We start from the raw sequence: 25,909 nt of genomic DNA, 5'->3' as shown, positions 1-25,909 counted from the left end.
GAGGTTAAATGATCTAAGAAACTCTAAATAAATAACTTTTAAGCATTAGCTTATGTAGTTCCGCGACATCCGCAGGCAGGCTCGTGCCACAGATGCCAAGGCATTTTCCCTGTCTGTGATCGAAGCCAGGGTTTAAGAACCAAACGCTATTAAAAGATTCATGAAATTATGTTTAGGAATTAGACGAAAGACCGATAGCATTCCTTTTCGTGCGCGTAGGAAATATCCTGCTTTATGCCTATTCGATCTTAAAAGATCATAAATAATTCTTTTTAGGTTTATTAAATAGCCATTAATCTGCGCACAAACGACGGGAGACTAGACAAAGGTCGTAGACATGATTGGTTACGATTGACTTGCCAGTCACCGTCTGGCGCTAATCGCGCATCTGCAGCACCCAGACCTCAGATCCGGGGCTAATGAAATACAAAAATTAGAAACGCAAAGGAGCAACACAATGAACAAGTCCACCTTGGCCATCGCTGTGGCCGTAGGGTTGTTGGCACAACAAGCAAGCGCTGCAGGCTTCATTGAAGACAGCAAAGCCACGCTGAAACTGCGTAACTTCTACATCAACAACGACAACCGTGATTCGGGTGCGCCGAAAAACTCCAACTACACCGCTGAATGGGGCCAAGGCTTCCAGCTGGACTACACCTCGGGTTTCACCCAGGGCACAGTCGGCTTTGGTGTGGACGCCATTGGCCTGCTGGGCGTCAAACTTGACTCCAGCGCAGCCAAACACGGCAACCCAACGGGTCTGAATGCTGGCGGCTCGGTATTCCCAAGCGACGGCAACCACGCTGTAGACGATTTCTCCAGCCTGGGCCTGACCGCTAAAGCCAAGATTTCCCAGACCGAACTGCGCATCGGTACCCTGCAGCCAAAACTGCCGGTTATCGTCAGCAACGACGGTCGTTTGCTGCCGCAAACCTTCCAGGGTGGCCAGATCACCTCCAGCGAGTTCAAGGACCTGACCTTCACCGGCGGCCAGATCGAACACGCCAAGGGTCGTAACTCCAGCAACAACGAAGGCCTGTCGCTTGGCGGTGCCAACGGTAGCTCGAACTACAGCGCGGGCAAGTTCGTTAACAAGTTCTACTACGGCGGCGTTGACTACAAACTCAACAAAGACCTGTTGCTGCAGTACTACTACGGCAACCTGGAAGACTTCTACAAGCAACACTTTCTGGGTCTGACCCACAACTGGTCCATTGGCCCGGGCGTGTTGAAATCTGACCTGCGTTACTTCAACAGCTCCGACGACGGCAAGAACGGTAACGAGCCGGCCTACTACACCACAGGCGATTACCACACCCAGGCCAACGGCAAGGGCAAGGTCGACAACAACCTGATCAGCGGCCTGTTCCTGTACACCGTTGAAGGTCACACCTTCGGTGGCGGTTATCAGGTCAGCAACGGCAGCAGCGACTTCCCGTTCCTGAACCAGGGCGACGGTGCATCGGCTTACATCCCTACCGACATGCAGATCTCGAAATTTGCCCGTGCTGGCGAACGCACCTGGCAGGCACGCTACTCGTATGACTTCGCTAAAGTGGGCGTTCCTGGCCTGACGGCGGGTGCGGTTTACCTGCGTGGCGATAACATCGACACCTATAACGCCAACCGTGTGCAGACCAGCAATGGCGCTTCCGAGTGGGAACGCGATATCACCGTGGCTTACGTTATCCAGGAAGGCACGCTGAAAAACCTGGGCTTCATGTGGAAAAACGCCATGTGGCGCAACGACATCGCTGGCCAGCGTGATCAAGACGAAAACCGTCTGATCGTCAGCTACTCGATCCCGTTGCTGTAAGCCTGGTGTAGATCAAAGTTTAGAAAAATCCTGCCCGGCGCAATGCCGGGCAGGGTGTTTACCGAAGACCTGAACGGTCAATTCGCAACACATTCAAATGTCGCAGCTCCCTGCCGCTCCCCTTGCCCAACTGAGTCCAGACTGGACCTGGTGCATTGTTGCGTCCAATGAAACAGTTTTTAATATTCCATTCAGACCTAACCAAATCGATATTTATTCTTTTTAATTAACTCGTGACGCAGGCAGAGTAAAGCCATCACGCCCTGCCATTCCCTATAAAAAGGAACTGCACCATGAGCCTCAGACTCGGCGACATCGCCCCCGATTTCGAACAGGATTCCAGCGCTGGCAAGATTCACTTCCATGAATGGCTGGGCGACAGCTGGGGCGTGTTGTTCTCGCACCCGGCGGACTTCACCCCGGTGTGCACCACCGAACTGGGCTTTACCGCCAAGCTCAAGGATGAGTTTGCCAAGCGTGGCGTCAAAGCCATCGCGCTGTCGGTAGACCCGGTGGATTCGCACCACAAGTGGATCGAAGACATCAACGAGACCCAGAACACCGTGGTCAACTTCCCGATCCTGGCCGATGCCGATCGCAAGGTGTCCGACCTCTACGACCTGATCCACCCCAATGCCAGCGACACCCTGACTGTGCGCTCGCTGTTCGTGATTGACCCGAACAAAAAAATCCGCCTGACCATCACCTATCCGGCCAGCACCGGGCGCAACTTCAACGAAATTCTGCGGGTGATTGATTCCCTGCAACTGACGGACAGCCACAAAGTCGCGACACCGGCCAACTGGCAGGACGGCGACGAGGTGGTCATCGTGCCATCGCTCAAGGACGAAGACGAAATCAAGAAACGCTTCCCCAAGGGCTACCGCGCCGTGAAGCCCTACCTGCGCCTCACGCCACAGCCCAATAAGTAATCCCTACACCCGTAGTCGCTGCCGCAGGCTGCGAAGGACTGAGGCGACTCGGATAAACGGGTTGCTGCGCAATCCTTCGCAGCCTACGGCAGCGACTACTCAGTTTGCCAGTGTCTTCCACAGGGTTTTTGGCCGTTTCGACGGCCTTTTTTTTGCGTTTCATTTAACAAAATCGCATATGCATTTTAAGAATAAACAAATGAATAAATATGATTTATAGATATATAAATCACCTGTTAAGGTCTGTTCACTCAAGCGAAAACGCTGACAGCGAATTGCACATATTCATTCAAGGAAACGTCTAGATGCTGGTCGTGACACTCGGAGGAAGCCCAAGCCAACGATCCCGTTCGGGAGTGTTGCTGGAGCACGCCAAACGCTGGCTCAACCAGCAAGGCGTCGAAGTGGTGAGTTATCAGGTACGTGATTTCCCGGCCGAAGACTTGCTGCACGCACGCTTCGACAGCCCAAAAATTATCGACCTGCTGCAACAGATTGAAAACGCCGACGGCCTGGTGATTGCGACGCCGGTTTACAAGGCCTCGTTCAGCGGCGCACTCAAAACCGTACTCGACTTGCTGCCCGAGCGCGCCCTGAGCCACAAAGTGGTGTTGCCCATCGCCACCGGTGGCAGCATCGCCCATATGCTGGCCGTGGACTACGCACTCAAGCCCGTACTGTCGGCGCTCAAGGCTCAGGAAATGCTGCACGGCATTTTTGCCGAAGACAGCCAGATCGCTTACGGCGAAGGCAGCGCACAAGCGCAACTGGTGCCCGTGCTGGAACAGCGCATGAACGAATCCCTTGAACAGTTCTACAGCGCCCTGGCGCGACGCCCCAAACCACTGGATCCCGGCATCCTCAACGAGCGCCTGGTCACGGCTCGCTGGAGCATTTAAAGCAAGATCCCCACAGACAGCAACACGCTTCACCACCTTACTGATCCGCTAACGGCTCGGCAGGTGCTACCCGAATCTCGAACCTCAAAAGGAGAGCGCCATGCGCCCTGTCATTTTGCGTCGCGGTCTGGTCGCACTGTTAGCTGCGGCTGTGTCCTTCGGCGCTGTTACCCAGGCTCAAGCCGATACCCTGCGCATCGGTTATCAAAAATACGGCACGCTGATGCTGCTCAAGGCCAAAGGCACGCTGGACAAGCGTCTGGCCGAGCAGGGCGTTGACGTGCAATGGACCGAATTCCCCGGCGGCCCGCAACTGCTTGAGGGCCTGAACGTGGGCTCCATCGACTTCGGCGTGACCGGCGAAACCCCGCCCGTGTTCGCCCAGGCCGCCGGCGCCGACCTGCTCTACGTGGCCTACGAGCCACCAGCCCCTACCAGCGAAGCGATTCTGGTGCCCAAGGACTCACCGATCACCTCGGTCAAAGACCTCAAAGGCAAAAAGGTCGTGCTCAACAAAGGCTCCAACGTTCACTACCTGCTGGTGCGGGCCCTTGAAGACGCTGGCCTGAAATACACCGATATCCAGACCGTGTTCCTGCCACCCGCCGATGCCCGCGCCGCTTTCGAGCGCGGCAGTGTCGATGCCTGGGTGATCTGGGACCCGTACCAGGCCGCCGCCGAACAACAGCTGCAAGCGCGCACCCTGCGTGACGCCAGCGGTATCGCCGACAACCATCAGTTCTATCTGGCCACCAAGCCTTATGCCGAACAGCATCCCAAGGTGATCGAAACCCTGGTCGATGAAGTGCGCAACATTGGCGAATGGGCCAAAGCCCACCCTGACGACGTGACCCAACAAGTCGCGCCCCTGTTGGGCCTGTCTCCTGAAATCACCCTGACAGCGGTCAAACGCCAAGGCTATGGGGCACAGTTTCTGACCCCTGAAGTGGTCAACGCGCAGCAAAAAATCGCTGACACCTTTTACCAACTCAAGTTGATCCCCAAGCCGCTGGTTGTGAAAGACGTGATCTGGACGCCCCCGGCCAATCTGGCCAAAGCCAACTAACGCTTGCTGCCCCCATTTAGGAGACCACTCCATGAGCCTCAATATTTTCTGGTTCCTGCCTACCCACGGTGACGGCCATTACCTTGGCACCTCCGAAGGCGCTCGTGCCGTTGACTACGGCTACCTGCAACAAGTCGCACAGGCCGCAGACCGTCTGGGCTTTGGCGGAGTACTGATTCCGACAGGGCGTTCGTGCGAAGACTCCTGGTTGGTGGCCGCAGCGCTGATCCCCGTTACCCAGCGCCTGAAGTTTCTGGTGGCCCTGCGCCCTGGCATTGTCTCGCCCACGGTGGCGGCACGTCAGGCCGCGACCCTGGACCGTCTGTCCGGTGGCCGCGCACTGTTTAACCTGGTGACTGGCGGCGACCCGGAAGAACTGGCCGGTGATGGCCTGTTCCTCAGCCATGAAGAGCGTTATCAGGCCTCGGTGGAGTTCACCCGCATCTGGCGTCGTGTGCTCGAAGGCGAAACCGTGGACTACGACGGCGAACACATCACCGTCAAAGGCGCAAAACTGCTTTACCCACCGATCCAGCAACCGCGCCCGCCGCTGTACTTCGGTGGATCGTCGGAAGCTGCGCAAGACCTGGCTGCCGAACAAGTTGAAATGGTGCTGACCTGGGGCGAGCCACCGGCCGCCGTCGCCGAAAAAATCGAACAGGTACGTGCCAAGGCCGCCAAGCTGGGCCGCACCGTACGCTTCGGCATTCGTCTGCACGTGATCGTGCGTGAAACCAACGAAGAGGCATGGAAAGCCGCCGACAAACTTATTTCCCATCTGGACGACGACACCATCGCCCGCGCTCAAGCCTCGCTGTCGCGCTTCGACTCGGTCGGCCAGCAACGCATGGCCGCCCTGCATGGCGGTAGCCGCGACAACCTCGAAGTCAGCCCCAACCTGTGGGCCGGCGTGGGCCTGGTGCGTGGCGGTGCCGGCACGGCACTGGTCGGTGACGGCCCAACCGTGGCAGCCCGGGTTCAGGAATACGCCGACCTTGGCATCGACACCTTTATCTTCTCGGGTTATCCCCACCTGGAAGAGTCGTACCGCGTTGCCGAACTGCTGTTCCCGCACCTGGATATCGAGCGCCCGGAACTGCCAAAAGGCGCCAGCTACGTGAGCCCGTTTGGCGAAATGGTCGCCAATGACATTCTCCCTAAAGCCGCGTCGCAGAGCTGAGGTCGCCATGAGTTCAGGCAAGGCCTCGGGCCTCAATAAAATCGGTCACACCCTGGCGCCCTGGGCCTTGCCTGTGTTGCTGCTGGCGGTATGGCAGCTGTCCGTGTCGGCGGGCTGGTTGTCGACACGCATCCTGCCCGCCCCCAGTGCCGTGATCACGGCCGGGATCGAGCTGGTACGCAGTGGCGAAATCTGGAAACACCTGGCCATCAGCGGCTGGCGTGCCGGATTGGGCTTTGCCATCGGCGGCAGCATCGGCCTGGCGCTGGGCTTTATTACCGGCCTGTCGAAATGGGGCGAACGCCTGCTCGACAGCTCGGTACAAATGATCCGCAACGTGCCGCACCTGGCGCTGATTCCGCTGGTCATCCTGTGGTTCGGTATCGATGAGTCTGCGAAGATTTTTCTGGTAGCACTGGGGACTTTATTCCCGATCTACCTCAACACCTACCACGGCATCCGCAACGTCGACCCGGCGCTGGTCGAGATGGCGCGCAACTACGGGTTGTCCGGTTTCAGCCTGTTCTGGCAGGTGATCTTGCCGGGGGCGTTGCCTTCGATCCTGGTGGGCGTGCGCTTTGCCCTGGGCTTTATGTGGCTGACGTTGATCGTGGCCGAAACCATCTCCGCCAGCTCCGGCATCGGCTACCTGGCGATGAACGCCCGGGAGTTCCTGCAAACCGACGTGGTGGTGCTGGCAATTGTTTTGTACGCCGTGCTCGGCAAGCTGGCCGATACCGCGGCCCGTGGTCTGGAGCGCATCTGGTTGCGCTGGCACCCGGCGTATCAAGTCGTTAAAGGCGGTGCAGCATGACAGCTCAACAACCTCCACGTTTGCGCCAGGGCATCCCGCTGGCCATCAACGGCCTGCAAAAAGCCTTCGGCGAGCGGCTGGTGCTGCGAGATATCAATCTGCATATCCCGGCGGGGCAATTTGTCGCCATTGTCGGGCGCAGCGGTTGCGGCAAAAGCACCTTGATGCGCCTGCTGGCCGGGCTCGACCAGCCCACCGCAGGCCAATTGCTGGCCGGTAGCGCACCGCTGCAAGCGGCCCGTGAAGACACGCGACTGATGTTTCAGGAAGCACGTTTGCTGCCCTGGAAAAAAGTCATCGACAACGTGGGCCTTGGCCTTAAAGGCGACTGGCGCCCCAAAGCGCTCAAGGCACTGGAAGAAGTCGGCCTGGCCGAACGCGCCAATGAATGGCCAGCAGCACTGTCGGGCGGGCAAAAACAGCGTGTGGCCCTGGCCCGCGCCCTGATCCACCAGCCGCGCTTGCTGCTGCTCGACGAACCGCTGGGCGCACTGGATGCCCTGACCCGAATTGAAATGCAGGACCTGATCGAACGCCTGTGGCGCCAGCATGGTTTTACCGTGTTGCTGGTGACACACGACGTCAGCGAAGCCGTCGCGATTGCTGACCGGGTGATTTTGATTGAAGAAGGGCAGGTGGGGCTGGACCTCACCGTCGATCTGCAACGCCCTCGGGTACGCGGCTCGCACCGCCTGGCCGCACTGGAAACCGAAGTACTGAACCGTGTTCTCGCACTGCCTGGCTCGCCACCTGAGCCGGAACCCGTTGCACCGCTGCCTACGCAACTGCGCTGGGCGCAATAAAACCACTTTCTATCCCAAGACAGGAATCGACACCATGACCATTAAAGCCATCAACGTTCGCAACCAGTTCAAAGGCCACATCAAGGAAATCGTGCTGGGCGACGTGCTGTCGGAAATCGACGTACAGACCGCATCGGGCATCGTGACCTCCGTGATCACCACCCGCTCGGTCAAAGAGCTGGAACTGGTGGTCGGCAGCGAAGTGATCGCGTTTGTAAAATCCACCGAAGTGTCCATCGCCAAGCTGTAAACCGTGGTTTATCCACAACCCCGAAAGGTGTGAGCCCTTCGGGGTTTTTTGTGGCTGAAAAACACCCCTTGAGGTGCACTTCGTCGTGGCTACAAAGACAGCAAGCGGTGGACGGATTAGACTCAAAGGCACCCACGCAGGAGGTCTCCATGAGCGCCCACCTTTCCCCGATCGTTTCAGAGTTCGAAACCGAAGAGCAGGCCGCCAGTTATGATCGCTGGTTCCGAGCCAAGGTACAGGCCGCACTTGATGATCCGCGCCCGGGTATCCCCCACGATCAAGTAATGGCCCAGATGCAGGCCCTGATCGAGTCAAAACGCAAAGAGCGCGATGCTGGTTGAGTGGCGGCCCCTTGCTCGGGCTCAACTCAGCGAGATCCTTGAGTACATCAGCGACCGCAATCTTGTCGCGGCCAGTGAGCTCTAAAAGAACATTGAAGCTGCTATATCCGCTCTACCTCAGCATCCCTATTTGTATAGATTCGGTCGAGTACCCGGGACTCGGGAAATTGTCGTGCATCCCAATTACCTGGTGGTCTACAGAGTCACGAATCGGATCGAGATAGTCACCGCTCTGCACGCAAGGCAGGAATATCCATGAGCAAAAACAACAAGCAGCAGAACAGAGGGCTGGGCAGCCGTATCCATAAACGCTTCGAGAAAGCCGGATACGTGGAACTGGATCTGCCAAAACGCGATGAAACTGTCAGATCGCTATCCCTGTAATTTCTTTAGAGTCGCCCCCCGTAGCAGCAACTACAAAATCAAGGCCCGCCCATTGCAGGCGGGCCCTGGCTGTCACCGCACCAAATGCAAAAACTGCATATGACGTTCGTACTGGTCGAGGATGTCGTTGATGATTTGCTCTTTGGTGTAGCCCGTCAGGTCGTAATCCTGACTGCCTTCGGCCAAATGCACCTCAGCGCGGTAGTAACGGCGGTTTCGCAGTTGCTCTTTTTTGCCAAAGCCACCACGGGCGAAGGAAGGCGTGAAGTAGCCACGCATCTGCACCTGGTAGATGAACGGATGTTCGTCGCCGTGGCCGATTTCCAGGCTCACGTTGTCGTTGGCCGGGTCCGGCTGGGTGACGACATTCAGGCCTTTTTCCAGGAACACCGCGCTCACTTCTTCAATCGCCGGGCGCACGGTGGTATCCATGAAGCGATACACCTCGTCACGGGACGGGAAGTGCACGGCCTGGCTCAAGCGCTGACGCCAACCGCCGCGACGGGAGTGCGAAACCGGCGCCAGGGAGTGCATCTGCGCAATCTGCTTTTGCGACTCAAGGTAGAACGCCTTATGCAGGCCCCACATCATCAGCAGCAAAATCAGCGAGAACGGCAGCGAGGTCAGCACCACCGCTGACTTGAGCGCATCGATACTGCCCGAGAACAGCAGCGCACTGGTAACCAGCGCCGTCATCGCACCCCAGAACACCCGCAGCCATTTAGGGCCGTCTTCATCCGCGTTATTGCCACGCGCCGAGAGGGTGGACAGCACCACGGTGCCGGAGTCGGCCGAGGTCACAAAGAACACAAAGCTGATAAACACCGTCACCGCAATCACGGTCCGGCTCCACGGGTAGGTCTCCAGCAGCAGGTACAGCGTGCGCGACGGGTCGTCGATGGCAGACTGGCCGAGGGCAACCATGCCGTGGTTGAGCACCTGATCAATGGCGCTGTTGCCGAAAATCGACATCCACGCCAGGGTGAAGCCCAACGGAATCAGCAGTACGCCGAACACGAACTCGCGGATGGTACGGCCCCGTGAAATACGCGCAATGAACAGGCCCACAAACGGCGACCATGCGATCCACCAGGCCCAGTAGAACACCGTCCAGCCGCCCAGCCAGTCGCTTGGTTTGTCATAGGCGTACACGTCGAAACTCTTGGTCGGCAAGGCGCCAAGATAGTCACCGATGTTTTGCACCAGGGTGTTGAGCAAATGCTGGGTGGGGCCTGCGAACAGCACAAACAGTAGCAGCGCGCATGCCAGCAGCATGTTGATGTCGGACATCACCCGCACGCCTTTATCGACGCCCGCAATGGCCACCAGGATCGCCGCGCCCATCATCAGCGTGATCAGGCCCACTTGCACCCATTGGGTATGCGGCAGGCCGAACAGGTAGTCGAGCCCGGAGTTGAGGTGCAACACCCCAAAGCCCATGTCGGCGCCCAGGCCAAACACGGTGGCGATGATGCCGAAGCCATCCACCGCATAGCCGATAGGCCCGTTGATGCGCTTGCCGATCAGCGGGTAGAGCGCCGAGCGCAGCGCCAGCGGCAGGTTGTGACGGTAGGCGAAGTAGGCCAGCGCCATGCCCACAAAGGCGAACACGCCCCAGCCATGCAGGCCCCAGTGCAAGAACAGCAGCTGCATGCCCTGGCGCGCAGCCTCTGACGTACCGGCCGGGCCTTGGGGCGGGGCGAGCATATGGGTCAGGGGTTCGGACACACAGAAGAAAAATAGCGTGATGCTGATCCCGGCGGCGAACAGCATGCCCGCCCAGGACAGGTAACTGAACTCGGGTTCGTCGTGGTCGGCACCGAGCTTGATCTTGCCGTAGCCGGACAAGGCGGTGACGACCACGAAGATCAGATACAGGGTCATCGCTAACATGTAGTACCAGCCGACCGTATTGGCCGCCCAGTTCTGTGCGGCCAGCAGCCATTCACCGGCCGCTTGTGGCATGGCGATGACCACCAGGCCAAAGATCAGGATAAACACGGCGGCAAAGTAAAATACCGGCGGGTTCATGCGGATCGAAGACGTTTCAGGCGTGATCGGTACACTCATTGGATGTGCACCTTATAGAGGTAAAACGGGATCAAAAAGAGCGGATTCGGCAAGGGTTAGCCTCCTGTTGTGAGCGGGCAGCGGACCACCGGTTTAAGTTGAACGAGCATTCAAGTTAAACATGGATGGCCTTTCAGCACTAATCGCTGCCCACGGCTACACGTCTGATACGTTAGCTCATGACTGGGTATGACACATGGCCATGATCAACGTTCAGCCGTTGTGGGGTGGGGCTGTCAGGGGGGTGGGAGGTGGTTGGGAACAGCAGGACCAGGGAGAGCCGAAAAAAAATTTACCCCCTGCTAAATTAATCAAAAAACAGACAAATCCAGTGGCCGAATCGCGCCCATCCAGATCGCATGGTCGGTGTGGTCCAGCAGGTCATTACCGGTATCGGGGTGCATAAACACCACCAGCCCGTGGCGATAGAGCGCCAGCCACGGCAGGACGATACCCACGAGCTCCGGGCCGAACGCCAGCTGGCAGCTCCAGTCCGGGTGCGGGCCGACCAGGCGTTCGTGGACGCGGCCCATGGTGACGCCAAACAGTTGCTTCGCCTCTTCACACAAGGCCCGCGCCTGATCGATGGTCGAGGCGTCGAAATAGATGTGAGCGTGGTAGCCCTTGATTCTCTGCATATCGCTCTCGTACGGGTGATGTGGGAGCGGGCTTGCTCGCGATGGGATCGGCACAGGGTTGCTGATACACCGCACCAGCCGAATCGCAAGCAAACCCACACACAGTTAAAGCGCCAGCAACCGCCGCAACTCAGCCAACGCCGGGGCCGTGTCCGGCCGCACACCGCGCCACAGGTAAAACGCCTCACCCGCCTGTTCAGCGAGCATCCCCAAACCGTCCATCACCTGACCCGCACCATGCCCGCTGGCCCACACGCAAAAAGGCGTCGGCTCCTTGCCGTACATCATGTCGTAGCACAGGGTTTTACCCGGCTCGATCAGGCTGCTGGCAATAGGTGGCAGTTCGCCGCTCAAGCTGGCCGAGGTGGCATTGATGATCAGGTCGACCGGCTCGTGCAGCCAGTCAAAACCGCTTGCAGCCACCGGGCCCAGGTCGCTGAACAACTCGGCCAGTAACTCGGCTTTTTCAACGGTGCGGTTGGCGATGGTGACCGAGGCCGGCCCTTCAGCCAGCAGCGGCTCCAGCGCACCCCGCACCGCACCGCCCGCGCCCAGTACCAGGATGCGTTTGCCCTTGAGGCTGAAACTGGCATTGACTGTCAGGTCGCGCACCAGCCCCGCGCCGTCGGTGTTGTCCCCCAGCAAACTGCCGTCGGCCAGCTTGCTCAGCGTATTGACGGCACCGGCCCGTTGCGCGCGGGCGGTCAGTTGATCGGCCAGGCGGTAGGCATCTTCTTTGAATGGCACGGTGACGTTTGCGCCGCGCCCCTCTTGAAAGAACGCCGTGGCACAGCCGGAAAAATCATCCAGCGGCGCGAGCAAGGTGTCGTATTGCATGACTTGACCGGTTTGCTCGGCAAACAGGCGATGCAGTACCGGGGATTTGCTGTGGGCAATCGGGTTACCAAAAACGACGTAACGGTCCATCAGGCAAGCTCCTCGGGCAATGTCAGGCGTTGGCTAACCAGTCGCGGTCTTGCAGGAAGTAATCCGTCAGACGCGCTTCCGGGCTGCCCGGCTCGGCTTTCCAGTCGTAGCCCCAGCGAACTTGCGGCGGCAGCGACATCAGGATCGACTCGGTGCGACCGCCCGATTGCAGGCCAAACAGGGTGCCACGGTCATAGACCAGGTTGAATTCCACGTAGCGGCCACGGCGGAATTCCTGGAATTCACGCTGCTGGGCGGTGTATTCGTCGTTTTTGCGGCGCTGAACGATCGGAAGGTAGGCGTCGATATAGGCGTCGCCAATGGCACGAATAAAGGCGAAACAGGTATCGAAATCCCACTCGTTCAAGTCATCGAAAAACAGGCCGCCAATGCCCCGTGGCTCGTTGCGATGCTTGATATGGAAGTAGGTGTCGCACCAGGCCTTGTAGCGCGGGTACACATCGGTGCCAAACGGCGCACACGCCTGCTCGGCCACGCGATGCCAGTGCACGCAGTCTTCTTCAACGGCGTAGTAGGGCGTGAGGTCAAAGCCGCCACCGAACCACCAGACCGGCTCTTCACCTTCTTTTTCAGCGATGAAAAAGCGCACGTTGGCGTGGGATGTTGGCACATGCGGGTTGTGCGGGTGGATCACCAGCGACACACCCAGGGCTTCAAAGCCACGGCCCGCCAATTCTGGGCGATGGGCGCTGGCGGATGGCGGCAAACCGCTGCCAAAAACGTGGGAAAAGTTGACGCCGCCTTTCTCAATCACGTGGCCGTTTTCAATTACACGGGTACGACCGCCACCGCCCGCCGGGCGCTGCCAGGCGTCTTCAACGAATTGAGTGCCGCCGTCTTCAGTTTGCAGTGCGTTGCAAATGCGGTCTTGAAGGTCGAGCAGATAGGCTTTTACAGCCTCGGTGCGAGTAGTCATGACATCACCTTAAATCGGGCAAAGCGACGCGGCACGTCCATCAGAGCGGGGCCGGCGGCAAAGGGCCGCTAGCATAACATCGCCCTGCGCATCACCGCAGTTGACGAAGATCACGCTTAAGCGTTGGATAGCGGCTTCGTCAATTCAGCAAGGAAAGTGCAGATGGCTAAGCGTATCCAGTTTCGGGCCCACGGCGGCCCTGAAGTGCTTGAGTATGTCGACTTCCAACCCGCCGAGCCGGGCCCGCAGCACGTGCGGGTACGCAATCAGGCCATCGGTCTGAATTTCATCGATACCTATTACCGTGGCGGCTTGTACCCGCTGGCTGAGCTGCCGTCCGGGCTGGGCAATGAGGGCGCAGGGGTTGTTGAAGCGGTGGGCAGTGAAGTGCGTACCGTTAAGGTCGGAGATCGCGTGGCCTACGGCACCGGCCCCTTGGGCGCATACAGCGAGTTGCATGTGTTGCCCGCCGCGAATGTGGTGAAACTGCCCGATGATATTTCCTTTGAGCAGGCCGCCGCCGTGATGCTCAAGGGGCTGACAACCCAATACTTGCTGCGTCAGACCTATGAACTCAAAGGTGGCGAAACAATCCTGTTTCACGCTGCCGCCGGTGGCGTCGGTTCGATTGCCTGCCAATGGGCAAAAGCGCTGGGCGTAAAGCTGATCGGCACCGTCAGTTCAGCCGAAAAAGCGGCCCATGCCAAAGCGCTGGGCGCATGGGAAACCATCGACTATAGCCATGAGGATGTGGCCAAGCGTGTGCTGGAATTGACCGACGGCAAGAAGTGCCCGGTGGTGTATGACGGCGTGGGCAAAGACACCTGGCTGACCTCGCTCGATTGCGTGGCACCCCGTGGTCTTATGGTCAGCTTTGGCAACGCATCGGGGGCGGTGACCGGGGTTAACCTGGGGATTTTGTCGCAGAAGGGCTCGCTGTACGTGACCCGCCCAACACTGGCGTCCTACGCCAATAGCGCCGAAAACCTGCAAGCGATGGCCGATGAGCTGTTTGCGATGATTCGCAGTGGTGCAATCAAGGTTGATATCAGCCAGCGTTTTGCGCTGAGTGATGCCGCCAGGGCACAGACTGAGTTGTCGGCACGCCGTACGACGGGTTCTACGATTTTGTTGCCTTAAAACAAGCGTCCATCCCTGTGGGAGCGGGCTTGCTCGCAATGGAATCGCTGCGGTGTAACTGACACACCGTAGTGCCTCAATCGCGAGCAAGCCCGCTCCCACACAACAGAAAAGCCTGTGTGCCTACGCCGGGCGAACCACCTTGCCGCTCGCCAGATCGCGGATCAGGCTCGGGTTTTTACGCCCGCCCAGATTGCCGCCCAGTACATGATCAATTTGCCCACGGAAATACTGCTCAACTTTTAACCGGGTACGCGCAGCGGGCAAGCCCGCCGGGTTGGCGGACGTCGACACGATAGGCCCCACCAACGCACACAGCTCACGCACCAGCGGGTGATCACTCACACGCAGCGCCACGGTGTCATGCACGCCGGTGATCCACTCGGGCAACAAGCCCTGATGCGGCACCAGCCAGGTGTTCGGCCCCGGCCAGGTGCTGGCCATACGGTCGATCCATTCCTGGGGGAAGTCTTCAAACAGAAAGTCGAATTGGTGGATGTTGTCTGCCACCACAATCAGGCCTTTATCCACAGGCCGCGACTTGATCGCCAGCAACCGCTCGACCGCTTCCTCATCCCACGGGTCGCAGCCCAAACCCCAGACCGCCTCGGTTGGATAGGCAATCACCGCGCCTGCGCGAATGGCTCTTGCAGCTTGTTGGACGCGCCAGGTGCTGATCATTGAATGTCTCCAGATATGTACTACACGCAGTGTACTTAGCTGGGCCGCGCAAACCAACGCCCGCCCTCCAGCACGACGTGCCCCGCCAGTTCGAGTTCGGTCATTGCCGCCAGCAATCGAGGTAAATCCCAACCACTGGCAGTGACCAGTGCTTCGCTGGTTTGAGGCGCTGCCTGCAACAATTGCACTAATGGATGACAGCTTGGTGTAAATAAATCGCTTGTGGATAACGGCAATGAGCGCCAGCCACGCAGGCCTTCCAGAATATGCTCCACGGTCTCGACCAGAGTGGCGCCATCGCGGATCAACTGATGACAACCCCGTGCCCCCGGATGGTGGATAGAGCCGGGCATGGCGTACACCTCGCGCCCCTGTTCGGCCGCCAGGCGGGCGGTGATCAGCGAGCCGCTGGCCACACTGGCCTCCACCACCAGCACGCCAAGGGATAAACCGCTGATGATTCGGTTACGCCGCGGGAAGTTGGCCGGTAGCGGGCCGGCGTCCAGAGGGAACTCCGAAACCACCGCGCTGCCGCTGGCAATCATTGCGTCTGCCAGGGCGCGATGGCGCTGTGGATAAAGTTTTTGCAAACCGGTACCCAATACGCCCACCGTCTGTCCGCCAACGTCCAGAGCGGCTTGATGCGCCGCGCCGTCTACCCCCAGCGCCAGCCCGCTGGTAATTACAAAACCGGCTCCGGCAAGGCTGCGGGAAAAGGCTGCTGTGGTGTCCAGGCCCGGGCGTGAAGCGCGTCGGCTACCGACCATCGCCAGCTGCGGCTTTTCCAGAATAGAAGGGGCCCCAGCCACGAATAACACGGGGGGAGCATCGCTGAGTTCACTCAATAAAGCAGGGTAATCGGCCTGGTCATGGAACAGCACGTGCTGCCCGGAGCGCTCAAGCCAGCGCAATGCAGCGCTGGCACCCTCGCGAACCTCAGGGCTGCGTCGCGCCTGGGCACAGGCTGCGGGCAGCCCCAATGCATGCCAGGCGGAGGCAGGCGCACTGAGCGCCGAACTGGCCGAACCGAAGGCCCTGAAAAGGGTGTAGTAACGCCGTGGCCCAATCTCGGGCAGGCGGTGCAAACGCAAACGGGCTTCGAGTTCAGCCGGGGATATTTCTGACAACGGCATAGGATCATCCTTGATCGGTTATTCCATCTGAACATAAGGAACAAGCTGTGGATAAGTCTGTTGACAAGTTGTTTGGGAAACGATGAGAACGGTACGATTGAGCCACCGGCCGGACCTTGAAACCGTACGTAGAAACCCAACATTAGTTGAACGCTGCCAAGAGGCTGATCTCACAGGTTTCAAATTGAGACATGCACCGGCCACCTGCGCGTGCAGCCCGGCAGCTAGTCGTTTCATCCGCGGGTGAATCCCTTTATTATGTGTACTCGCGTGAAACGCCAGAGCCCGAGCGGGTTCTCTCTGAAGGAGACGTTTTGCACAGGTTGCTCGAGTCCACAGGACCCACCTGACAACCGTTTTTGAATCTTTCACACAGTGCACCAATCAAACTTATGGCTATTTTGAACATCCTCGAATTCCCAGACTCGCGTCTGCGTACCATCGCCAAACCCGTGGCGGTTGTGGACGACGAAGTCCGTCAGTTGATCGATGACATGTTTGAAACCATGTACGAGGCGCCGGGCATCGGTCTGGCCGCCACTCAGATCAACGTGCACAAACGCATCGTGGTCATGGATCTGAGCGAAGACCGCAGCGAACCCATGGTGTTTATCAACCCGGAGTTCGAGATCCTGTCCGACGAGATGGGCCAGTATCAGGAAGGCTGCCTCTCGGTACCGGGTTACTACGAAAACGTCGATCGCCCACAGCGTGTCAAGATCAAGGCGCTGGACCGTGACGGCAAGCCTTTCGAAATGATCGCCGAAGGCCTGCTGGCGGTGTGCATTCAGCACGAATGCGACCACCTCAACGGCAAGCTGTTCGTGGATTACCTGTCTACGCTCAAGCGTGACCGGATCAAGAAGAAGCTGGAAAAACTGCACCGCCAGAACGCTTGATCAATTGCCTGAGGTCAGCGCTGCTCTTGTAGCCGCTGACGAGGAACGAGGCTGCGATCGGGTGCGTAGCAGCCGTAAAACCCGCGCCCTGAATGCCGCTGACACACCGCGTCGTCTGAATTTACGGCCGCTTCGCACCCGATCGCAGCCTCGTTCCTCGTCAGCGGCTACAGGTATCTCGCAGGACTCTCCCCCCTATTCCAAGTGAGTAATCCATGACTGAGCCACTGCGCATCGTCTTTGCTGGCACCCCAGAATTCGCCGCCGAACACCTCAAGGCGCTGCTAAGCACCCCTTACGAGATCGTCGCGGTCTACACCCAACCGGATCGTCCGGCCGGGCGCGGGCAAAAGCTGATGCCAAGCCCGGTCAAGCAACTGGCCCTGGAACACAACATCCCGGTCATGCAGCCGCCAACCCTGCGCGCACCCGAGGCTCAAGCCGAACTGGCCGCGCTCAAGCCGGACTTGCTGGTGGTGGTGGCATACGGCCTGATCCTGCCTCAAGTGGTGCTGGATATTCCGCGTCTGGGCTGCATCAACAGCCACGCGTCCTTGTTGCCACGCTGGCGTGGAGCGGCGCCGATTCAACGCGCCATCGAAGCAGGCGACAGTGAAAGCGGTGTGACCGTGATGCGCATGGAGGCGGGTCTGGATACCGGCCCCATGCTGCTCAAGTCTGTCACCCCGATCACTGCCGACGACACCGGCGGCAGCCTGCACGACCGTCTGGCAGAGTTGGGCCCACCGGCCGTTATCCAGGCCATAGCCGGGCTGGCTGCGGGCACGCTGCAAGGCGACGTGCAGGACGACAGCCTGGCGACCTACGCCCACAAGCTCAATAAAGACGAAGCACGCATCGACTGGAGCCGCCCGGCTGTTGAGTTGGAGCGTCTGATTCGCGCCTTCAACCCCTGGCCGATTTGCCACAGCACGCTCAGTGGTGAAGCCCTCAAGGTGCTGGCCGCTACCATTGCTGACGCCAAGGGCGCGCCGGGGCAGATTATTGCCGCGAGCAAAGACGGCCTGATCGTTGGCTGCGGTGAAGGCGCGCTATGCCTGACACGTCTGCAATTACCTGGCGGCAAAGCACTGAACTTCAGTGATTTTTTCAACAGTCGCCGTGAGAAATTCGCTGTCGGCATCACCCTCGGTCAAACGGAAAACGCGCAATGAACCCTCGTCTGGCCGCTGCCAAGGCACTGACTGCCGTGTTGAACGGCAAAGCATCGCTCAACAGCTCCTTGCCTCTGCAACTGGACAAGGTTGAGGTGCGCGATCGCGGCCTGACCCAGGACCTGGCGTTCGGTACTGCCCGCTGGCAGCCGCGCCTGTCGGCGCTGGCCAACAAGCTGCTGCAAAAGCCGTTCAAGGCTGCGGATGCGGACGTCGAGGCGCTGCTGCTGGTCGGTCTGTATCAACTGCTCTACACCCGTATTCCGGCCCACGCTGCCATCGGCGAAACCGTAGGCTGCGCCGACAAGCTGAAAAAGCCGTGGGCCAAAGCCCTGCTCAACGCCGTGCTGCGCAACGCCCAGCGCGAGAGCGAAGCCTTGCTGGCCGAGCTGGAGCATGATCCCGTGGTGCGTACCGCCCACCCGCGCTGGCTGCAAAAATCCCTGAAGGCCTTCTGGCCTGAGCAGTGGGAAGCTATTTGCGCGGCCAACAATGCCCACCCGCCGATGATTCTTCGGGTTAACCGTCGTCACCACAGCCGCGATGGGTATCTGCAGTTGCTGGTCGAGGCCGGGATCGAGGCCCAGCCGTGTGTCTACAGCCAGGACGGGATCGTGCTGGCCCAAGCCTGCGATGTACGCAATCTGCCGGGCTTTGCCGAAGGATGGATCAGCGTGCAGGACGAGGCCGCGCAACTGGCCGCCAACCTTCTGGATCTGGCGCCGGGCCAGCGTGTGCTTGACGCCTGCTGCGCACCGGGCGGTAAAACCTGCCACATCCTGGAAGTCGAACCTGCACTGGCGGGCGTAGTGGCGGTCGACCTGGAAGCCAAGCGTCTGGTGCGCGTGCGCGAAAACCTTGAGCGTCTGGGCCTGAGCGCCGAGCTGATCGCTGCCGATGGCCGCGACACTGCCACCTGGTGGGACGGCAAGCCCTTCCAGCGCATCCTGCTGGATGCGCCGTGTTCGGCGACCGGTGTTATCCGCCGTCACCCGGACATCAAGCTGACCCGCCAACCCGATGACATTGCCGCGCTCGCAGCCTTGCAAGGCGAACTGCTGGACGCGATGTGGCCAACTCTGGAAGTTGGTGGCATCTTGCTCTATGCCACCTGCTCGACGTTGCCGACTGAAAACACCGACGTGATCGAAGCCTTTCTCGCCCGTACCCCGGGCGCCCGAGAGCTGGATATCGCCGGGCAGTTCGGTCTCAAGCAACCCCACGGCCGCCAGTTGCTGGCGCAAGAGGGCGGGCACGACGGCTTCTACTACGCCAAATTGATCAAAATCGCAGCCGCTCGCGGCTAACTGATTAGGGATTGCAGGCATGAAAATCATCATCCTCGGCGCAGGCCAGGTCGGCGGTACGCTGGCAGAACATTTGGCCAGCGAAGCCAACGACATCACCGTGGTCGACACTGATGGTGAGCGCCTGCGCGACCTCGGTGATCGCCTCGATATTCGGACCGTGCAGGGCCGAGCCTCGCTGCCCAATGTGCTGCGTCAGGCGGGGGCGGATGACGCCGACATGCTGGTGGCGGTCACCAACAGCGACGAGACCAATATGGTCGCGTGCCAGGTGGCCTACACGCTGTTTCATACCCCGACCAAAATCGCCCGGGTCCGCGAGGCGGCTTATCTGACACGCGGCCAGGAGTTGTTCGACAACGACGCAATCCCGGTCGACGTGTTGATCAGCCCCGAGCAGGTAGTAACCAATTACATCAAGCGCCTGATCGAACACCCCGGCGCCTTGCAGGTCATCGACTTTGCCGAAGGCAAGGCACAACTGGTGGCGGTCAAGGCGTACTACGGCGGCCCGTTGATTGGTCAGCAACTGCGCCAGCTCCGTGAACACATGCCGAATGTGGATACGCGAGTAGCAGCGATTTTCCGACGTGACCGGCCGATCACCCCCCGTGGCGATACGGTGATTGAGGCTGACGATGAGGTCTTTTTCATCGCCGCCAAGGCCAACATTCGCGCCGTAATGAGCGAAATGCGCCGTCTCGACGAAAGCTACAAGCGCATTGTGATCGCCGGTGGCGGGCAGATCGGTGAGCGTTTGGCCGAGGCGATTGAAAGCCGGTATCAGGTCAAGATCATCGAGATGAACCCGGCACGTTGCCGTTATTTGTCCGACACCCTCGACAGCACTGTGGTGCTGCAAGGCAGCGCTTCTGACCGCGATTTGATGCTCGAAGAGAACATTGCGGACGCCGACGTATTTTTGGCCCTGACCAACGACGACGAGGCCAATATCATGTCCTCGCTGCTGGCCAAGCGCCTGGGTGCAAAAAAGGTGATGACCATCATCAACAACCCGGCCTACGTGGATCTGATCCAGGGCGGCGAGATCGATATCGCCATCAGCCCCCAGTTGGCCACCATCGGCACCTTGCTGGCCCACGTGCGCCGTGGCGATATCGTCAGCGTGCACTCATTGCGCCGTGGAGCGGCCGAGGCGATCGAGGCGATTGCCCACGGTGATTCGAGGTCAAGCAAAGTGATTGGTCGTCGTATCGGCGAGATCAATCTGCCGCCGGGCACTACGATTGGCGCGATTATTCGCGACGAAGAAGTACTGATTGCCCACGACTCTACTGTGATCAATGCTGGCGACCACGTGATCTTGTTCCTTGTGGATAAAAAGCATATTCGCGACGTAGAGAAGCTGTTCCACGTGGGATTGAGCTTTTTCTAAGGAGTCAGGAATGCTGGAGTCACTGGAAAAAATGCTGGCCAAGGGTGTGGATAACTCATTGCTGCGCTTTGGCCTGGGCAAGGGTTATCTCGACCTTGGGGATAACCTCAAGGCGGCGGAGCACCTGCAACGCTGTGTGGCGTTTGACCCCAAGTATTCCGCAGCCTGGAAGCTGCTGGGCAAGGCGCAACTGGCGGCGGGCGATCGTGTGGCCGCGCGCACGGCATGGGAGCAAGGGATTGCAGCAGCCCAGGCCCATGGCGACAAACAGGCCGAGAAAGAAATGACCGTGTTTTTGAAGAAACTCGATAAAGTCTCCTGACACTGCCCATCCAATGTGAGAGCGGGCTTGCTCGCGATGCAGACAGCGCGGTTCAGTTTTAAAACCGCGTCGATGCAATCGCGAGCAAGCCCGCTCCCACAGGGGTGAGTGGCTTTAGTACCAGCGCGCCTCTCCCGGCGGACGCTTTTTGAAGCGCTTCATGCTCCACATGTACTGGCTCGGGTACGCCCGCACATATTTTTCGACCACCTTGCTCATGGCCGCACACGAGGTTGCCGTGTCGGTGCTGTACATCTCTTCGGGCGCCGCTTCCAGAATCACTTTAAAGCCCGAACCGTCCGGCAGGCGCAGTGCGTGCAGGAACACGCCCACTGCCTTGCCACCCGCCAGCATGTTGGGCACAAACTTGCTGGTCAGGGCCATCGTGCCGAGGAACGGTACAAAGATACCGGCTGACTCTGCTGGCTCCGGGTCGGCCGGAATCCCGACCTGACCGCCTTTTCGCACTTCCTTGATGACACTCAAAATGCCTTCTTTGGTCGATGCGGCCACGCGGTTGCCCAGTTGCACACGTTGTTTTTGCAGCAGTTCGTCTACCGCCTTGAGCTTGGGCGGGCGATAAAAAATGATCGGTTTGCACTGGCTGCAGTAGAAGTGGTTGAGCACTTCCCAGTTACCCAGGTGGCTGGTGATGCCCACTACGCCCTTGCCGGAGGCCAAAGCGGCCTTGAGCACGTCCAGGCCTTCGACTTCACGCACCAGATCAATGGAACGCTGGGCGGGCCAGATCCAGGCGCAAGCGCTCTCGGTCAGGCTTTTGCCGATGTCCTTGAGGGTTTGGCCCACCAGTTGCTCACGGGCTACCGGGTCCATCTCGGGGAAACACTTGGCCAGGTTGATACGCACTACATCGCGCGATCGGTTAGGCAGTTTCCACATCAACCAGCCAATGGCCGACCCCACGCGCTGCACCGCGCCCCACGGGAGCATGGCAAACAATCGCAAAGCCCCGACCAGCAAGGCGCCTTTAAACTTTTCCACAGGGTTATCCCATTCAAAACAAAACGGCTTTGTAGTCGCTGACGAGGTACGAGGCTGCGATGGGTTGCGCAGCAGCCCCATTGTTGAAGGTCCTTCGGACCTTATCGCAGCCTTCGGCAGCGACTACAGGATTTAATGCAATAGGCCAGCATTCTAACCGCCGTTTGCCAGTTCGGCGTAACGGTCGCAATAGGTGGCGTGGTCCATGACCATGCCGCTGGCCTGCATAAAGGCGTAGCAAATGGTCGGGCCGACGAACGTGAATCCGGCTTTTTTCAGGCCTTTGCTCATGGCTTCGGCCTCAGGTGTCACGGCCGGAAATTCATGGCGTTCGGTGAAGTGGTTGATCTTCGGCTTGCCGCCCACGAACGACCATAAAAACTCGACGGGGTTGTCCAGCGCCAGCCAGGCCTGGGCATTACGCCGTGCTCCAGCCACCTTGAGCCGGTTGCGGATGATCCCGGGATCTTGCAGCAACGCTTCTATTTCGGCGTCGCTCATGATCGCCAAACGCTGCACATCGAAGCCGAACATGACCTTGCGATAATGCTCGCGCTTCTTTAAAACCGTGATCCAGGACAAACCCGCCTGGAACCCTTCGAGCAATAACAACTCGAACAGCCCATGCGCATCGCGCAACGGCACTCCCCACTCTTGATCGTGATAAGCGGTGTACAGCGGATCGTCTGAACACCAGAAGCAACGTGCCATATAGGCTCCAGGGGGTGGAGGGGCGACCGAATCGGGTATACTCCCGCTCTTTAAATCGCAGCCCAAGAAACAGGTGAATTTGTGAGCCAGCCTACGCCAGCAGTGCGTACCTTCCAAGACTTGATCCTCGCCCTCCAGCAATACTGGGCCGAGCAAGGTTGTGTGGTGCTTCAGCCCTACGATATGGAAGTGGGCGCCGGCACATTCCATACCGCCACGTTTTTGCGCTCTCTGGGCCCGGAAACCTGGAACGCCGCTTATGTGCAGCCCAGTCGTCGCCCGACTGACGGCCGCTACGGCGAAAACCCTAACCGTTTGCAGCACTACTACCAGTTCCAGGTAGTCTTGAAGCCAAACCCGCCAAACTTCCAGGAGCTGTACCTGGGTTCGCTGAAACACATCGGCCTGGACCCTCTGGTACACGACATCCGTTTCGTCGAAGACAACTGGGAATCGCCAACTCTGGGCGCCTGGGGTCTGGGCTGGGAAATCTGGCTTAACGGTATGGAAGTCACCCAGTTCACCTACTTCCAGCAAGTCGGCGGCATTGAGTGCTACCCGGTAACTGGCGAAATCACCTACGGCCTTGAGCGCCTGGCGATGTACCTGCAAGGCGTAGATTCCGTCTACGACTTGGTATGGACTGACGGCCCGTTCGGCAAAGTGACCTACGGCGATGTGTTCCATCAGAACGAAGTCGAGCAATCGACCTACAACTTCGAACACGCCAACGTCGACAAGCTGTTCGAGCTGTTCGATTTCTATGAAAGCGAAGCCAAGCGCCTGATCGAACTGGAGCAGCCGCTGCCGTTGCCAAGCTATGAAATGGTGCTCAAGGCGTCGCACACCTTCAACCTGCTTGATGCCCGTCGCGCCATTTCCGTGACAGCGCGTCAGCAGTACATCCTGCGTGTGCGTACCCTGGCCCGTGCGGTGGCTCAGGCCTATCTCGAAGCTCGCGCCAAGCTGGGCTTCCCGATGGCTCCACCTGATTTGCGTGATGAAGTGTTGGCTAAGTTGGAGGCTGCACAATGAGTGCTCAAGATTTTCTGGTTGAACTGGGCACTGAAGAACTGCCGCCAAAAGCCCTCAATACCCTGGCTGATGCGTTTCTCGCCGGGATTGAAAAAGGTTTGCAAGGCGCAGGTCTGAACTTCAGCGCGAAGAAGGTTTACGCCGCGCCGCGTCGCCTGGCCGTGCTGCTGACCCAGCTCGATACCCAGCAACCGGACCGCAGCATCAATATCGATGGCCCGCCACGTCAGGCAGCCTTCGACGCTGAAGGCAACCCGACCCAGGCAGCCCTTGGCTTCGCCAAGAAGTGCGGCGTTGAGCTGAGCGAAATCGATCAGAGCGGCCCAAAGCTGCGTTTCAGCCAGGTGATCGTCGGCAAGCCGACCGCCACCCTGCTGCCGACCATCGTTGAAGATTCGCTCAACGACCTGCCTATCCCCAAGCGCATGCGCTGGGGTGCCCGCAAGGTCGAGTTCGTGCGTCCAACCCAATGGCTGGTGATGCTGCTGGGCGATGAAGTGATCGACTGTACGATCCTGGCGCAAAAATCGGGGCGCGACTCCCGTGGTCACCGTTTCCATCATCCGGAAAACGTCACCATCACAGCACCGGCCAACTACCTCGAAGACCTGCGCAAAGCCTACGTGCTGGCAGACTTCAATGAGCGTCGTGAGCTGATTTCCAAGCGTGTAGCCGAGCTGGCGACGATGCAGGAAGGTACTGCAATCGTGCCGCCAAGCCTGCTCGACGAAGTCACCGCGCTGGTTGAATGGCCGGTGCCACTGGTGTGCTCGTTTGAAGAGCGCTTCCTGGATGTGCCGCAAGAAGCCCTGATCACCACCATGCAGGACAACCAGAAGTATTTCTGCCTGCTGGACGTTGATGGCAAGTTGCTGCCGCGCTTTATTACCGTGGCCAACATCGAGAGCAAAGATCCGAAGCAGATCATTTCGGGTAACGAGAAAGTGGTTCGCCCACGTCTGACCGATGCCGAGTTCTTCTTCAAGCAAGACAAAAAGCAGACACTCGAAAGCTTCAACCTGCGCCTGCAAAACGTAGTGTTCCAGGCTCAACTGGGCAGCGTTTACGACAAGGCCGAACGCGTGTCCAAACTGGCGGCATTCATTGCCCCGCGCATTGGCGGCGATGCTTCGCGTGCAGCCCGTGCCGGTTTGCTGTCCAAGTGCGACCTGGCCACGGAAATGGTCGGCGAGTTCCCGGAAATGCAAGGCATTGCCGGTTACTACTACGCGCTGAACGACGGTGAGCCTGAAGACGTCGCCCTGGCGTTGAACGAGCAATACATGCCCCGTGGCGCTGGCGCCGAGTTGCCAAGCACCCTGACCGGCGCTGCAGTGGCCATCGCTGACAAGCTGGACACCCTCGTAGGGATTTTCGGCATCGGCATGTTGCCGACCGGCAGCAAAGACCCGTACGCACTGCGTCGTGCCGCGCTGGGTATCCTGCGCATTCTGATCGACAAGAAACTCGACCTCGACCTGACTGAAGCGGTGAACTTCGCTGTCAGCGCGTTCGGTGCCAAGATCAAGTCGGCCGGTTTGGCCGACCAGGTCCTGGAATTCATCTTCGACCGCCTGCGTGCGCGTTATGAAGATGAAGGCGTGGACGTTGCCACTTACCTGTCGGTACGTGCCCTCAATCCAAAATCGGCGCTGGACTTCGATCAACGTGTGCAAGCCGTGCAGGCGTTCCGTCAATTGCCGGAAGCCGCTGCACTGGCCGCCGTGAACAAGCGTGTATCGAATCTGCTGAGCAAGGTTGAAGGCACGGTTTCAACTCACGTTGAAGCCCGCTATTTCGACAATGCCAGTGAATTCTCGTTGTTCTCGGCCATCCAGAAGGCTGACGAAGCGGTACAGCCAATGGCTGCTGCCCGTCAGTACAACGAAGCGCTGACCCGTCTGGCCTCCCTGCGCGAGCCGGTGGATGCGTTCTTCGAAGCGGTGATGATCAACGCTGAAGATGCGAGCGTGCGAGCTAACCGCTATGCATTGCTGGCACGTCTGCGTGGCCTGTTCCTGGGCGTTGCCGATATTTCACTGCTGGGCTGA

The 25,909-nt window shown here is 59.1% G+C and carries 26 protein-coding genes and 1 pseudogene; 19 read left to right on the top strand and 8 right to left on the bottom strand.

Annotated elements, in window-relative coordinates:
* The first annotated feature begins 457 nt into the window (after nt 1–457).
* The 11 genes and pseudogenes from VSQ83_RS24005 (at nt 458) to VSQ83_RS23955 (ending at nt 8,485) form a co-directional block, all read left to right on the top strand.
* Nucleotides 458–1,816 carry an OprD family porin gene (locus tag VSQ83_RS24005; protein WP_133074970.1) on the top strand — a complete coding sequence of 453 codons (1,359 nt, stop codon included), beginning with the start codon at nt 458–460 and terminating at the stop codon, nt 1,814–1,816.
* A 293-nt stretch (nt 1,817–2,109) separates the two neighbouring features.
* A complete protein-coding gene (locus VSQ83_RS24000; protein WP_095027738.1) occupies nt 2,110–2,748 on the top strand; it encodes a peroxiredoxin in 639 nt (212 codons plus the stop codon).
* Nucleotides 2,749–3,053: 305 nt separating this feature from the next.
* Nucleotides 3,054–3,647 (top strand): NADPH-dependent FMN reductase, encoded by a 594-nt coding sequence (gene ssuE / locus VSQ83_RS23995; RefSeq protein ID WP_133074969.1) that lies wholly within the window; start codon nt 3,054–3,056, stop codon nt 3,645–3,647.
* A 100-nt stretch (nt 3,648–3,747) separates the two neighbouring features.
* On the top strand, nt 3,748–4,713 hold the full coding sequence (locus VSQ83_RS23990; protein WP_133074968.1) for a sulfonate ABC transporter substrate-binding protein: 966 nt from the start codon (nt 3,748–3,750) through the stop codon (nt 4,711–4,713).
* A gap of 31 nt (nt 4,714–4,744) precedes the next feature.
* Nucleotides 4,745–5,893, top strand: coding sequence for an FMNH2-dependent alkanesulfonate monooxygenase (gene ssuD / locus VSQ83_RS23985; RefSeq protein WP_019828602.1), 1,149 nt, complete (start codon nt 4,745–4,747; stop codon nt 5,891–5,893).
* Between the two features lie 7 nt (nt 5,894–5,900).
* Nucleotides 5,901–6,707 (top strand): aliphatic sulfonate ABC transporter permease SsuC, encoded by an 807-nt coding sequence (gene ssuC, locus VSQ83_RS23980; RefSeq protein ID WP_133074967.1) that lies wholly within the window; start codon nt 5,901–5,903, stop codon nt 6,705–6,707.
* Nucleotides 6,704–7,510 (top strand): aliphatic sulfonates ABC transporter ATP-binding protein, encoded by an 807-nt coding sequence (gene ssuB, locus VSQ83_RS23975; RefSeq protein ID WP_019828605.1) that lies wholly within the window; start codon nt 6,704–6,706, stop codon nt 7,508–7,510. Before ssuC ends, ssuB begins: the two co-directional genes overlap by 4 nt.
* A gap of 34 nt (nt 7,511–7,544) precedes the next feature.
* The gene (locus tag VSQ83_RS23970) at nt 7,545–7,760 is read left to right on the top strand and encodes a TOBE domain-containing protein (RefSeq protein WP_003444581.1); all 216 of its coding nucleotides are present in this window, start codon (nt 7,545–7,547) and stop codon (nt 7,758–7,760) included.
* Between the two features lie 149 nt (nt 7,761–7,909).
* Nucleotides 7,910–8,101, top strand: a complete 192-nt coding sequence (gene relB, locus VSQ83_RS23965) for a type II toxin-antitoxin system RelB family antitoxin (protein WP_326398884.1) — start codon at nt 7,910–7,912, stop codon at nt 8,099–8,101.
* Nucleotides 8,091–8,360 (top strand): annotated as a pseudogene (locus VSQ83_RS23960) (type II toxin-antitoxin system RelE/ParE family toxin). Before relB ends, VSQ83_RS23960 begins: the two are co-directional and overlap by 11 nt.
* Nucleotides 8,357–8,485 (top strand): hypothetical protein, encoded by a 129-nt coding sequence (locus VSQ83_RS23955; protein WP_257622897.1) that lies wholly within the window; start codon nt 8,357–8,359, stop codon nt 8,483–8,485. Before VSQ83_RS23960 ends, VSQ83_RS23955 begins: the two are co-directional and overlap by 4 nt.
* A 72-nt stretch (nt 8,486–8,557) precedes the next feature.
* Here VSQ83_RS23955 and betT read toward each other — a convergent pair whose 3' ends face one another.
* From betT to hemF, 4 genes are all read right to left on the bottom strand, one after another.
* A complete protein-coding gene (gene betT / locus VSQ83_RS23950) occupies nt 8,558–10,516 on the bottom strand; it encodes a choline transporter BetT (protein ID WP_219262037.1) in 1,959 nt (652 codons plus the stop codon).
* Nucleotides 10,517–10,866: 350 nt separating this feature from the next.
* Entirely contained in the window at nt 10,867–11,193 is a 327-nt protein-coding gene (locus VSQ83_RS23945) for a DOPA 4,5-dioxygenase family protein (RefSeq protein ID WP_133074964.1), read from the bottom strand.
* A 105-nt stretch (nt 11,194–11,298) separates the two neighbouring features.
* Nucleotides 11,299–12,120 (bottom strand): shikimate dehydrogenase, encoded by an 822-nt coding sequence (gene aroE / locus VSQ83_RS23940; protein WP_326427648.1) that lies wholly within the window; start codon nt 12,118–12,120, stop codon nt 11,299–11,301.
* 22 nt (nt 12,121–12,142) lie between these two features.
* Complete coding sequence (gene hemF / locus VSQ83_RS23935; RefSeq protein WP_133074962.1) at nt 12,143–13,057, bottom strand: oxygen-dependent coproporphyrinogen oxidase; 915 nt, start codon at nt 13,055–13,057, stop codon at nt 12,143–12,145.
* A gap of 162 nt (nt 13,058–13,219) precedes the next feature.
* Here hemF and VSQ83_RS23930 point away from each other — a divergent pair, with 162 nt between their 5' ends.
* Nucleotides 13,220–14,197, top strand: coding sequence for an NADPH:quinone reductase (locus VSQ83_RS23930; protein ID WP_133074961.1), 978 nt, complete (start codon nt 13,220–13,222; stop codon nt 14,195–14,197).
* A 123-nt stretch (nt 14,198–14,320) separates the two neighbouring features.
* On the opposite strand, the gene VSQ83_RS23925 is transcribed toward VSQ83_RS23930, so the two are convergent.
* Nucleotides 14,321–14,878 (bottom strand): L-threonylcarbamoyladenylate synthase, encoded by a 558-nt coding sequence (locus VSQ83_RS23925; protein WP_133074960.1) that lies wholly within the window; start codon nt 14,876–14,878, stop codon nt 14,321–14,323.
* Between the two features lie 35 nt (nt 14,879–14,913).
* Complete coding sequence (dprA, locus tag VSQ83_RS23920; protein ID WP_326427647.1) at nt 14,914–16,011, bottom strand: DNA-processing protein DprA; 1,098 nt, start codon at nt 16,009–16,011, stop codon at nt 14,914–14,916.
* A 392-nt stretch (nt 16,012–16,403) separates the two neighbouring features.
* On the opposite strand from dprA, the gene def reads away from it, so the two are divergent.
* The 5 genes from def to VSQ83_RS23895 all read left to right on the top strand — a co-directional run bounded on the left by def (nt 16,404) and on the right by VSQ83_RS23895 (nt 21,110).
* Nucleotides 16,404–16,910 (top strand): peptide deformylase, encoded by a 507-nt coding sequence (gene def / locus VSQ83_RS23915; protein ID WP_019828628.1) that lies wholly within the window; start codon nt 16,404–16,406, stop codon nt 16,908–16,910.
* Between the two features lie 215 nt (nt 16,911–17,125).
* Nucleotides 17,126–18,085: a methionyl-tRNA formyltransferase gene (fmt, locus tag VSQ83_RS23910; protein ID WP_133074958.1), complete on the top strand. Its 960-nt coding sequence runs from the start codon at nt 17,126–17,128 to the stop codon at nt 18,083–18,085.
* Nucleotides 18,082–19,392, top strand: coding sequence for a 16S rRNA (cytosine(967)-C(5))-methyltransferase RsmB (gene rsmB, locus VSQ83_RS23905; protein WP_326427645.1), 1,311 nt, complete (start codon nt 18,082–18,084; stop codon nt 19,390–19,392). The genes fmt and rsmB overlap by 4 nt, the downstream gene beginning before the upstream one ends.
* 19 nt (nt 19,393–19,411) lie before the next feature.
* Entirely contained in the window at nt 19,412–20,788 is a 1,377-nt protein-coding gene (gene trkA / locus VSQ83_RS23900; RefSeq protein ID WP_133074956.1) for a Trk system potassium transporter TrkA, read from the top strand.
* A gap of 10 nt (nt 20,789–20,798) precedes the next feature.
* Nucleotides 20,799–21,110 carry a tetratricopeptide repeat protein gene (locus VSQ83_RS23895; RefSeq protein WP_133074955.1) on the top strand — a complete coding sequence of 104 codons (312 nt, stop codon included), beginning with the start codon at nt 20,799–20,801 and terminating at the stop codon, nt 21,108–21,110.
* A 114-nt stretch (nt 21,111–21,224) separates the two neighbouring features.
* Here VSQ83_RS23895 and VSQ83_RS23890 read toward each other — a convergent pair whose 3' ends face one another.
* Together VSQ83_RS23890 and VSQ83_RS23885 are read right to left on the bottom strand one after the other, a co-directional pair.
* Entirely contained in the window at nt 21,225–22,112 is an 888-nt protein-coding gene (locus VSQ83_RS23890) for a lysophospholipid acyltransferase (protein WP_219261981.1), read from the bottom strand.
* 153 nt (nt 22,113–22,265) lie between these two features.
* Nucleotides 22,266–22,823 (bottom strand): DNA-3-methyladenine glycosylase I, encoded by a 558-nt coding sequence (locus VSQ83_RS23885; protein WP_133074954.1) that lies wholly within the window; start codon nt 22,821–22,823, stop codon nt 22,266–22,268.
* Nucleotides 22,824–22,904: 81 nt separating this feature from the next.
* Between VSQ83_RS23885 and glyQ the strand changes: the two genes are divergently transcribed.
* Both glyQ and glyS read left to right on the top strand, forming a co-directional pair.
* Nucleotides 22,905–23,858: a glycine--tRNA ligase subunit alpha gene (gene glyQ, locus VSQ83_RS23880; protein ID WP_326427644.1), complete on the top strand. Its 954-nt coding sequence runs from the start codon at nt 22,905–22,907 to the stop codon at nt 23,856–23,858.
* The gene (gene glyS / locus VSQ83_RS23875) at nt 23,855–25,909 is read left to right on the top strand and encodes a glycine--tRNA ligase subunit beta (RefSeq protein ID WP_219261980.1); all 2,055 of its coding nucleotides are present in this window, start codon (nt 23,855–23,857) and stop codon (nt 25,907–25,909) included. The genes glyQ and glyS overlap by 4 nt, the downstream gene beginning before the upstream one ends.

The sequence above is a fragment of the Pseudomonas sp. DSV-1 genome (assembly GCF_035830915.1).
In the GTDB taxonomy this organism is placed as follows: Bacteria; Pseudomonadota; Gammaproteobacteria; order Pseudomonadales; family Pseudomonadaceae; genus Aquipseudomonas.
Note: the sequence above shows the minus strand (reverse complement) of the source record. Positions and strands in the feature narration are given on the sequence as shown.

Excerpts from the sequence above, each read along its gene's own strand:
- VSQ83_RS24005 (WP_133074970.1), top strand. The coding sequence starts at position 458 with ATGAACAAGTCCACCTTGGCCATCGCTGTGGCCGTAGGGTTGTTGGCA.
- VSQ83_RS24000 (WP_095027738.1), top strand. The coding sequence starts at position 2,110 with ATGAGCCTCAGACTCGGCGACATCGCCCCCGATTTCGAACAGGATTCC.
- ssuE (WP_133074969.1), top strand. The coding sequence starts at position 3,054 with ATGCTGGTCGTGACACTCGGAGGAAGCCCAAGCCAACGATCCCGTTCG.
- VSQ83_RS23990 (WP_133074968.1), top strand. The coding sequence starts at position 3,748 with ATGCGCCCTGTCATTTTGCGTCGCGGTCTGGTCGCACTGTTAGCTGCG.
- ssuD (WP_019828602.1), top strand. The coding sequence starts at position 4,745 with ATGAGCCTCAATATTTTCTGGTTCCTGCCTACCCACGGTGACGGCCAT.
- ssuC (WP_133074967.1), top strand. The coding sequence starts at position 5,901 with ATGAGTTCAGGCAAGGCCTCGGGCCTCAATAAAATCGGTCACACCCTG.
- ssuB (WP_019828605.1), top strand. The coding sequence starts at position 6,704 with ATGACAGCTCAACAACCTCCACGTTTGCGCCAGGGCATCCCGCTGGCC.
- VSQ83_RS23970 (WP_003444581.1), top strand. The coding sequence starts at position 7,545 with ATGACCATTAAAGCCATCAACGTTCGCAACCAGTTCAAAGGCCACATC.
- relB (WP_326398884.1), top strand. The coding sequence starts at position 7,910 with ATGAGCGCCCACCTTTCCCCGATCGTTTCAGAGTTCGAAACCGAAGAG.
- VSQ83_RS23955 (WP_257622897.1), top strand. The coding sequence starts at position 8,357 with ATGAGCAAAAACAACAAGCAGCAGAACAGAGGGCTGGGCAGCCGTATC.
- betT (WP_219262037.1), bottom strand. The coding sequence starts at position 10,516 with ATGAACCCGCCGGTATTTTACTTTGCCGCCGTGTTTATCCTGATCTTT.
- VSQ83_RS23945 (WP_133074964.1), bottom strand. The coding sequence starts at position 11,193 with ATGCAGAGAATCAAGGGCTACCACGCTCACATCTATTTCGACGCCTCG.
- aroE (WP_326427648.1), bottom strand. The coding sequence starts at position 12,120 with ATGGACCGTTACGTCGTTTTTGGTAACCCGATTGCCCACAGCAAATCC.
- hemF (WP_133074962.1), bottom strand. The coding sequence starts at position 13,057 with ATGACTACTCGCACCGAGGCTGTAAAAGCCTATCTGCTCGACCTTCAA.
- VSQ83_RS23930 (WP_133074961.1), top strand. The coding sequence starts at position 13,220 with ATGGCTAAGCGTATCCAGTTTCGGGCCCACGGCGGCCCTGAAGTGCTT.
- VSQ83_RS23925 (WP_133074960.1), bottom strand. The coding sequence starts at position 14,878 with ATGATCAGCACCTGGCGCGTCCAACAAGCTGCAAGAGCCATTCGCGCA.
- dprA (WP_326427647.1), bottom strand. The coding sequence starts at position 16,011 with ATGCCGTTGTCAGAAATATCCCCGGCTGAACTCGAAGCCCGTTTGCGT.
- def (WP_019828628.1), top strand. The coding sequence starts at position 16,404 with ATGGCTATTTTGAACATCCTCGAATTCCCAGACTCGCGTCTGCGTACC.
- fmt (WP_133074958.1), top strand. The coding sequence starts at position 17,126 with ATGACTGAGCCACTGCGCATCGTCTTTGCTGGCACCCCAGAATTCGCC.
- rsmB (WP_326427645.1), top strand. The coding sequence starts at position 18,082 with ATGAACCCTCGTCTGGCCGCTGCCAAGGCACTGACTGCCGTGTTGAAC.
- trkA (WP_133074956.1), top strand. The coding sequence starts at position 19,412 with ATGAAAATCATCATCCTCGGCGCAGGCCAGGTCGGCGGTACGCTGGCA.
- VSQ83_RS23895 (WP_133074955.1), top strand. The coding sequence starts at position 20,799 with ATGCTGGAGTCACTGGAAAAAATGCTGGCCAAGGGTGTGGATAACTCA.
- VSQ83_RS23885 (WP_133074954.1), bottom strand. The coding sequence starts at position 22,823 with ATGGCACGTTGCTTCTGGTGTTCAGACGATCCGCTGTACACCGCTTAT.
- glyS (WP_219261980.1), top strand. The coding sequence starts at position 23,855 with ATGAGTGCTCAAGATTTTCTGGTTGAACTGGGCACTGAAGAACTGCCG.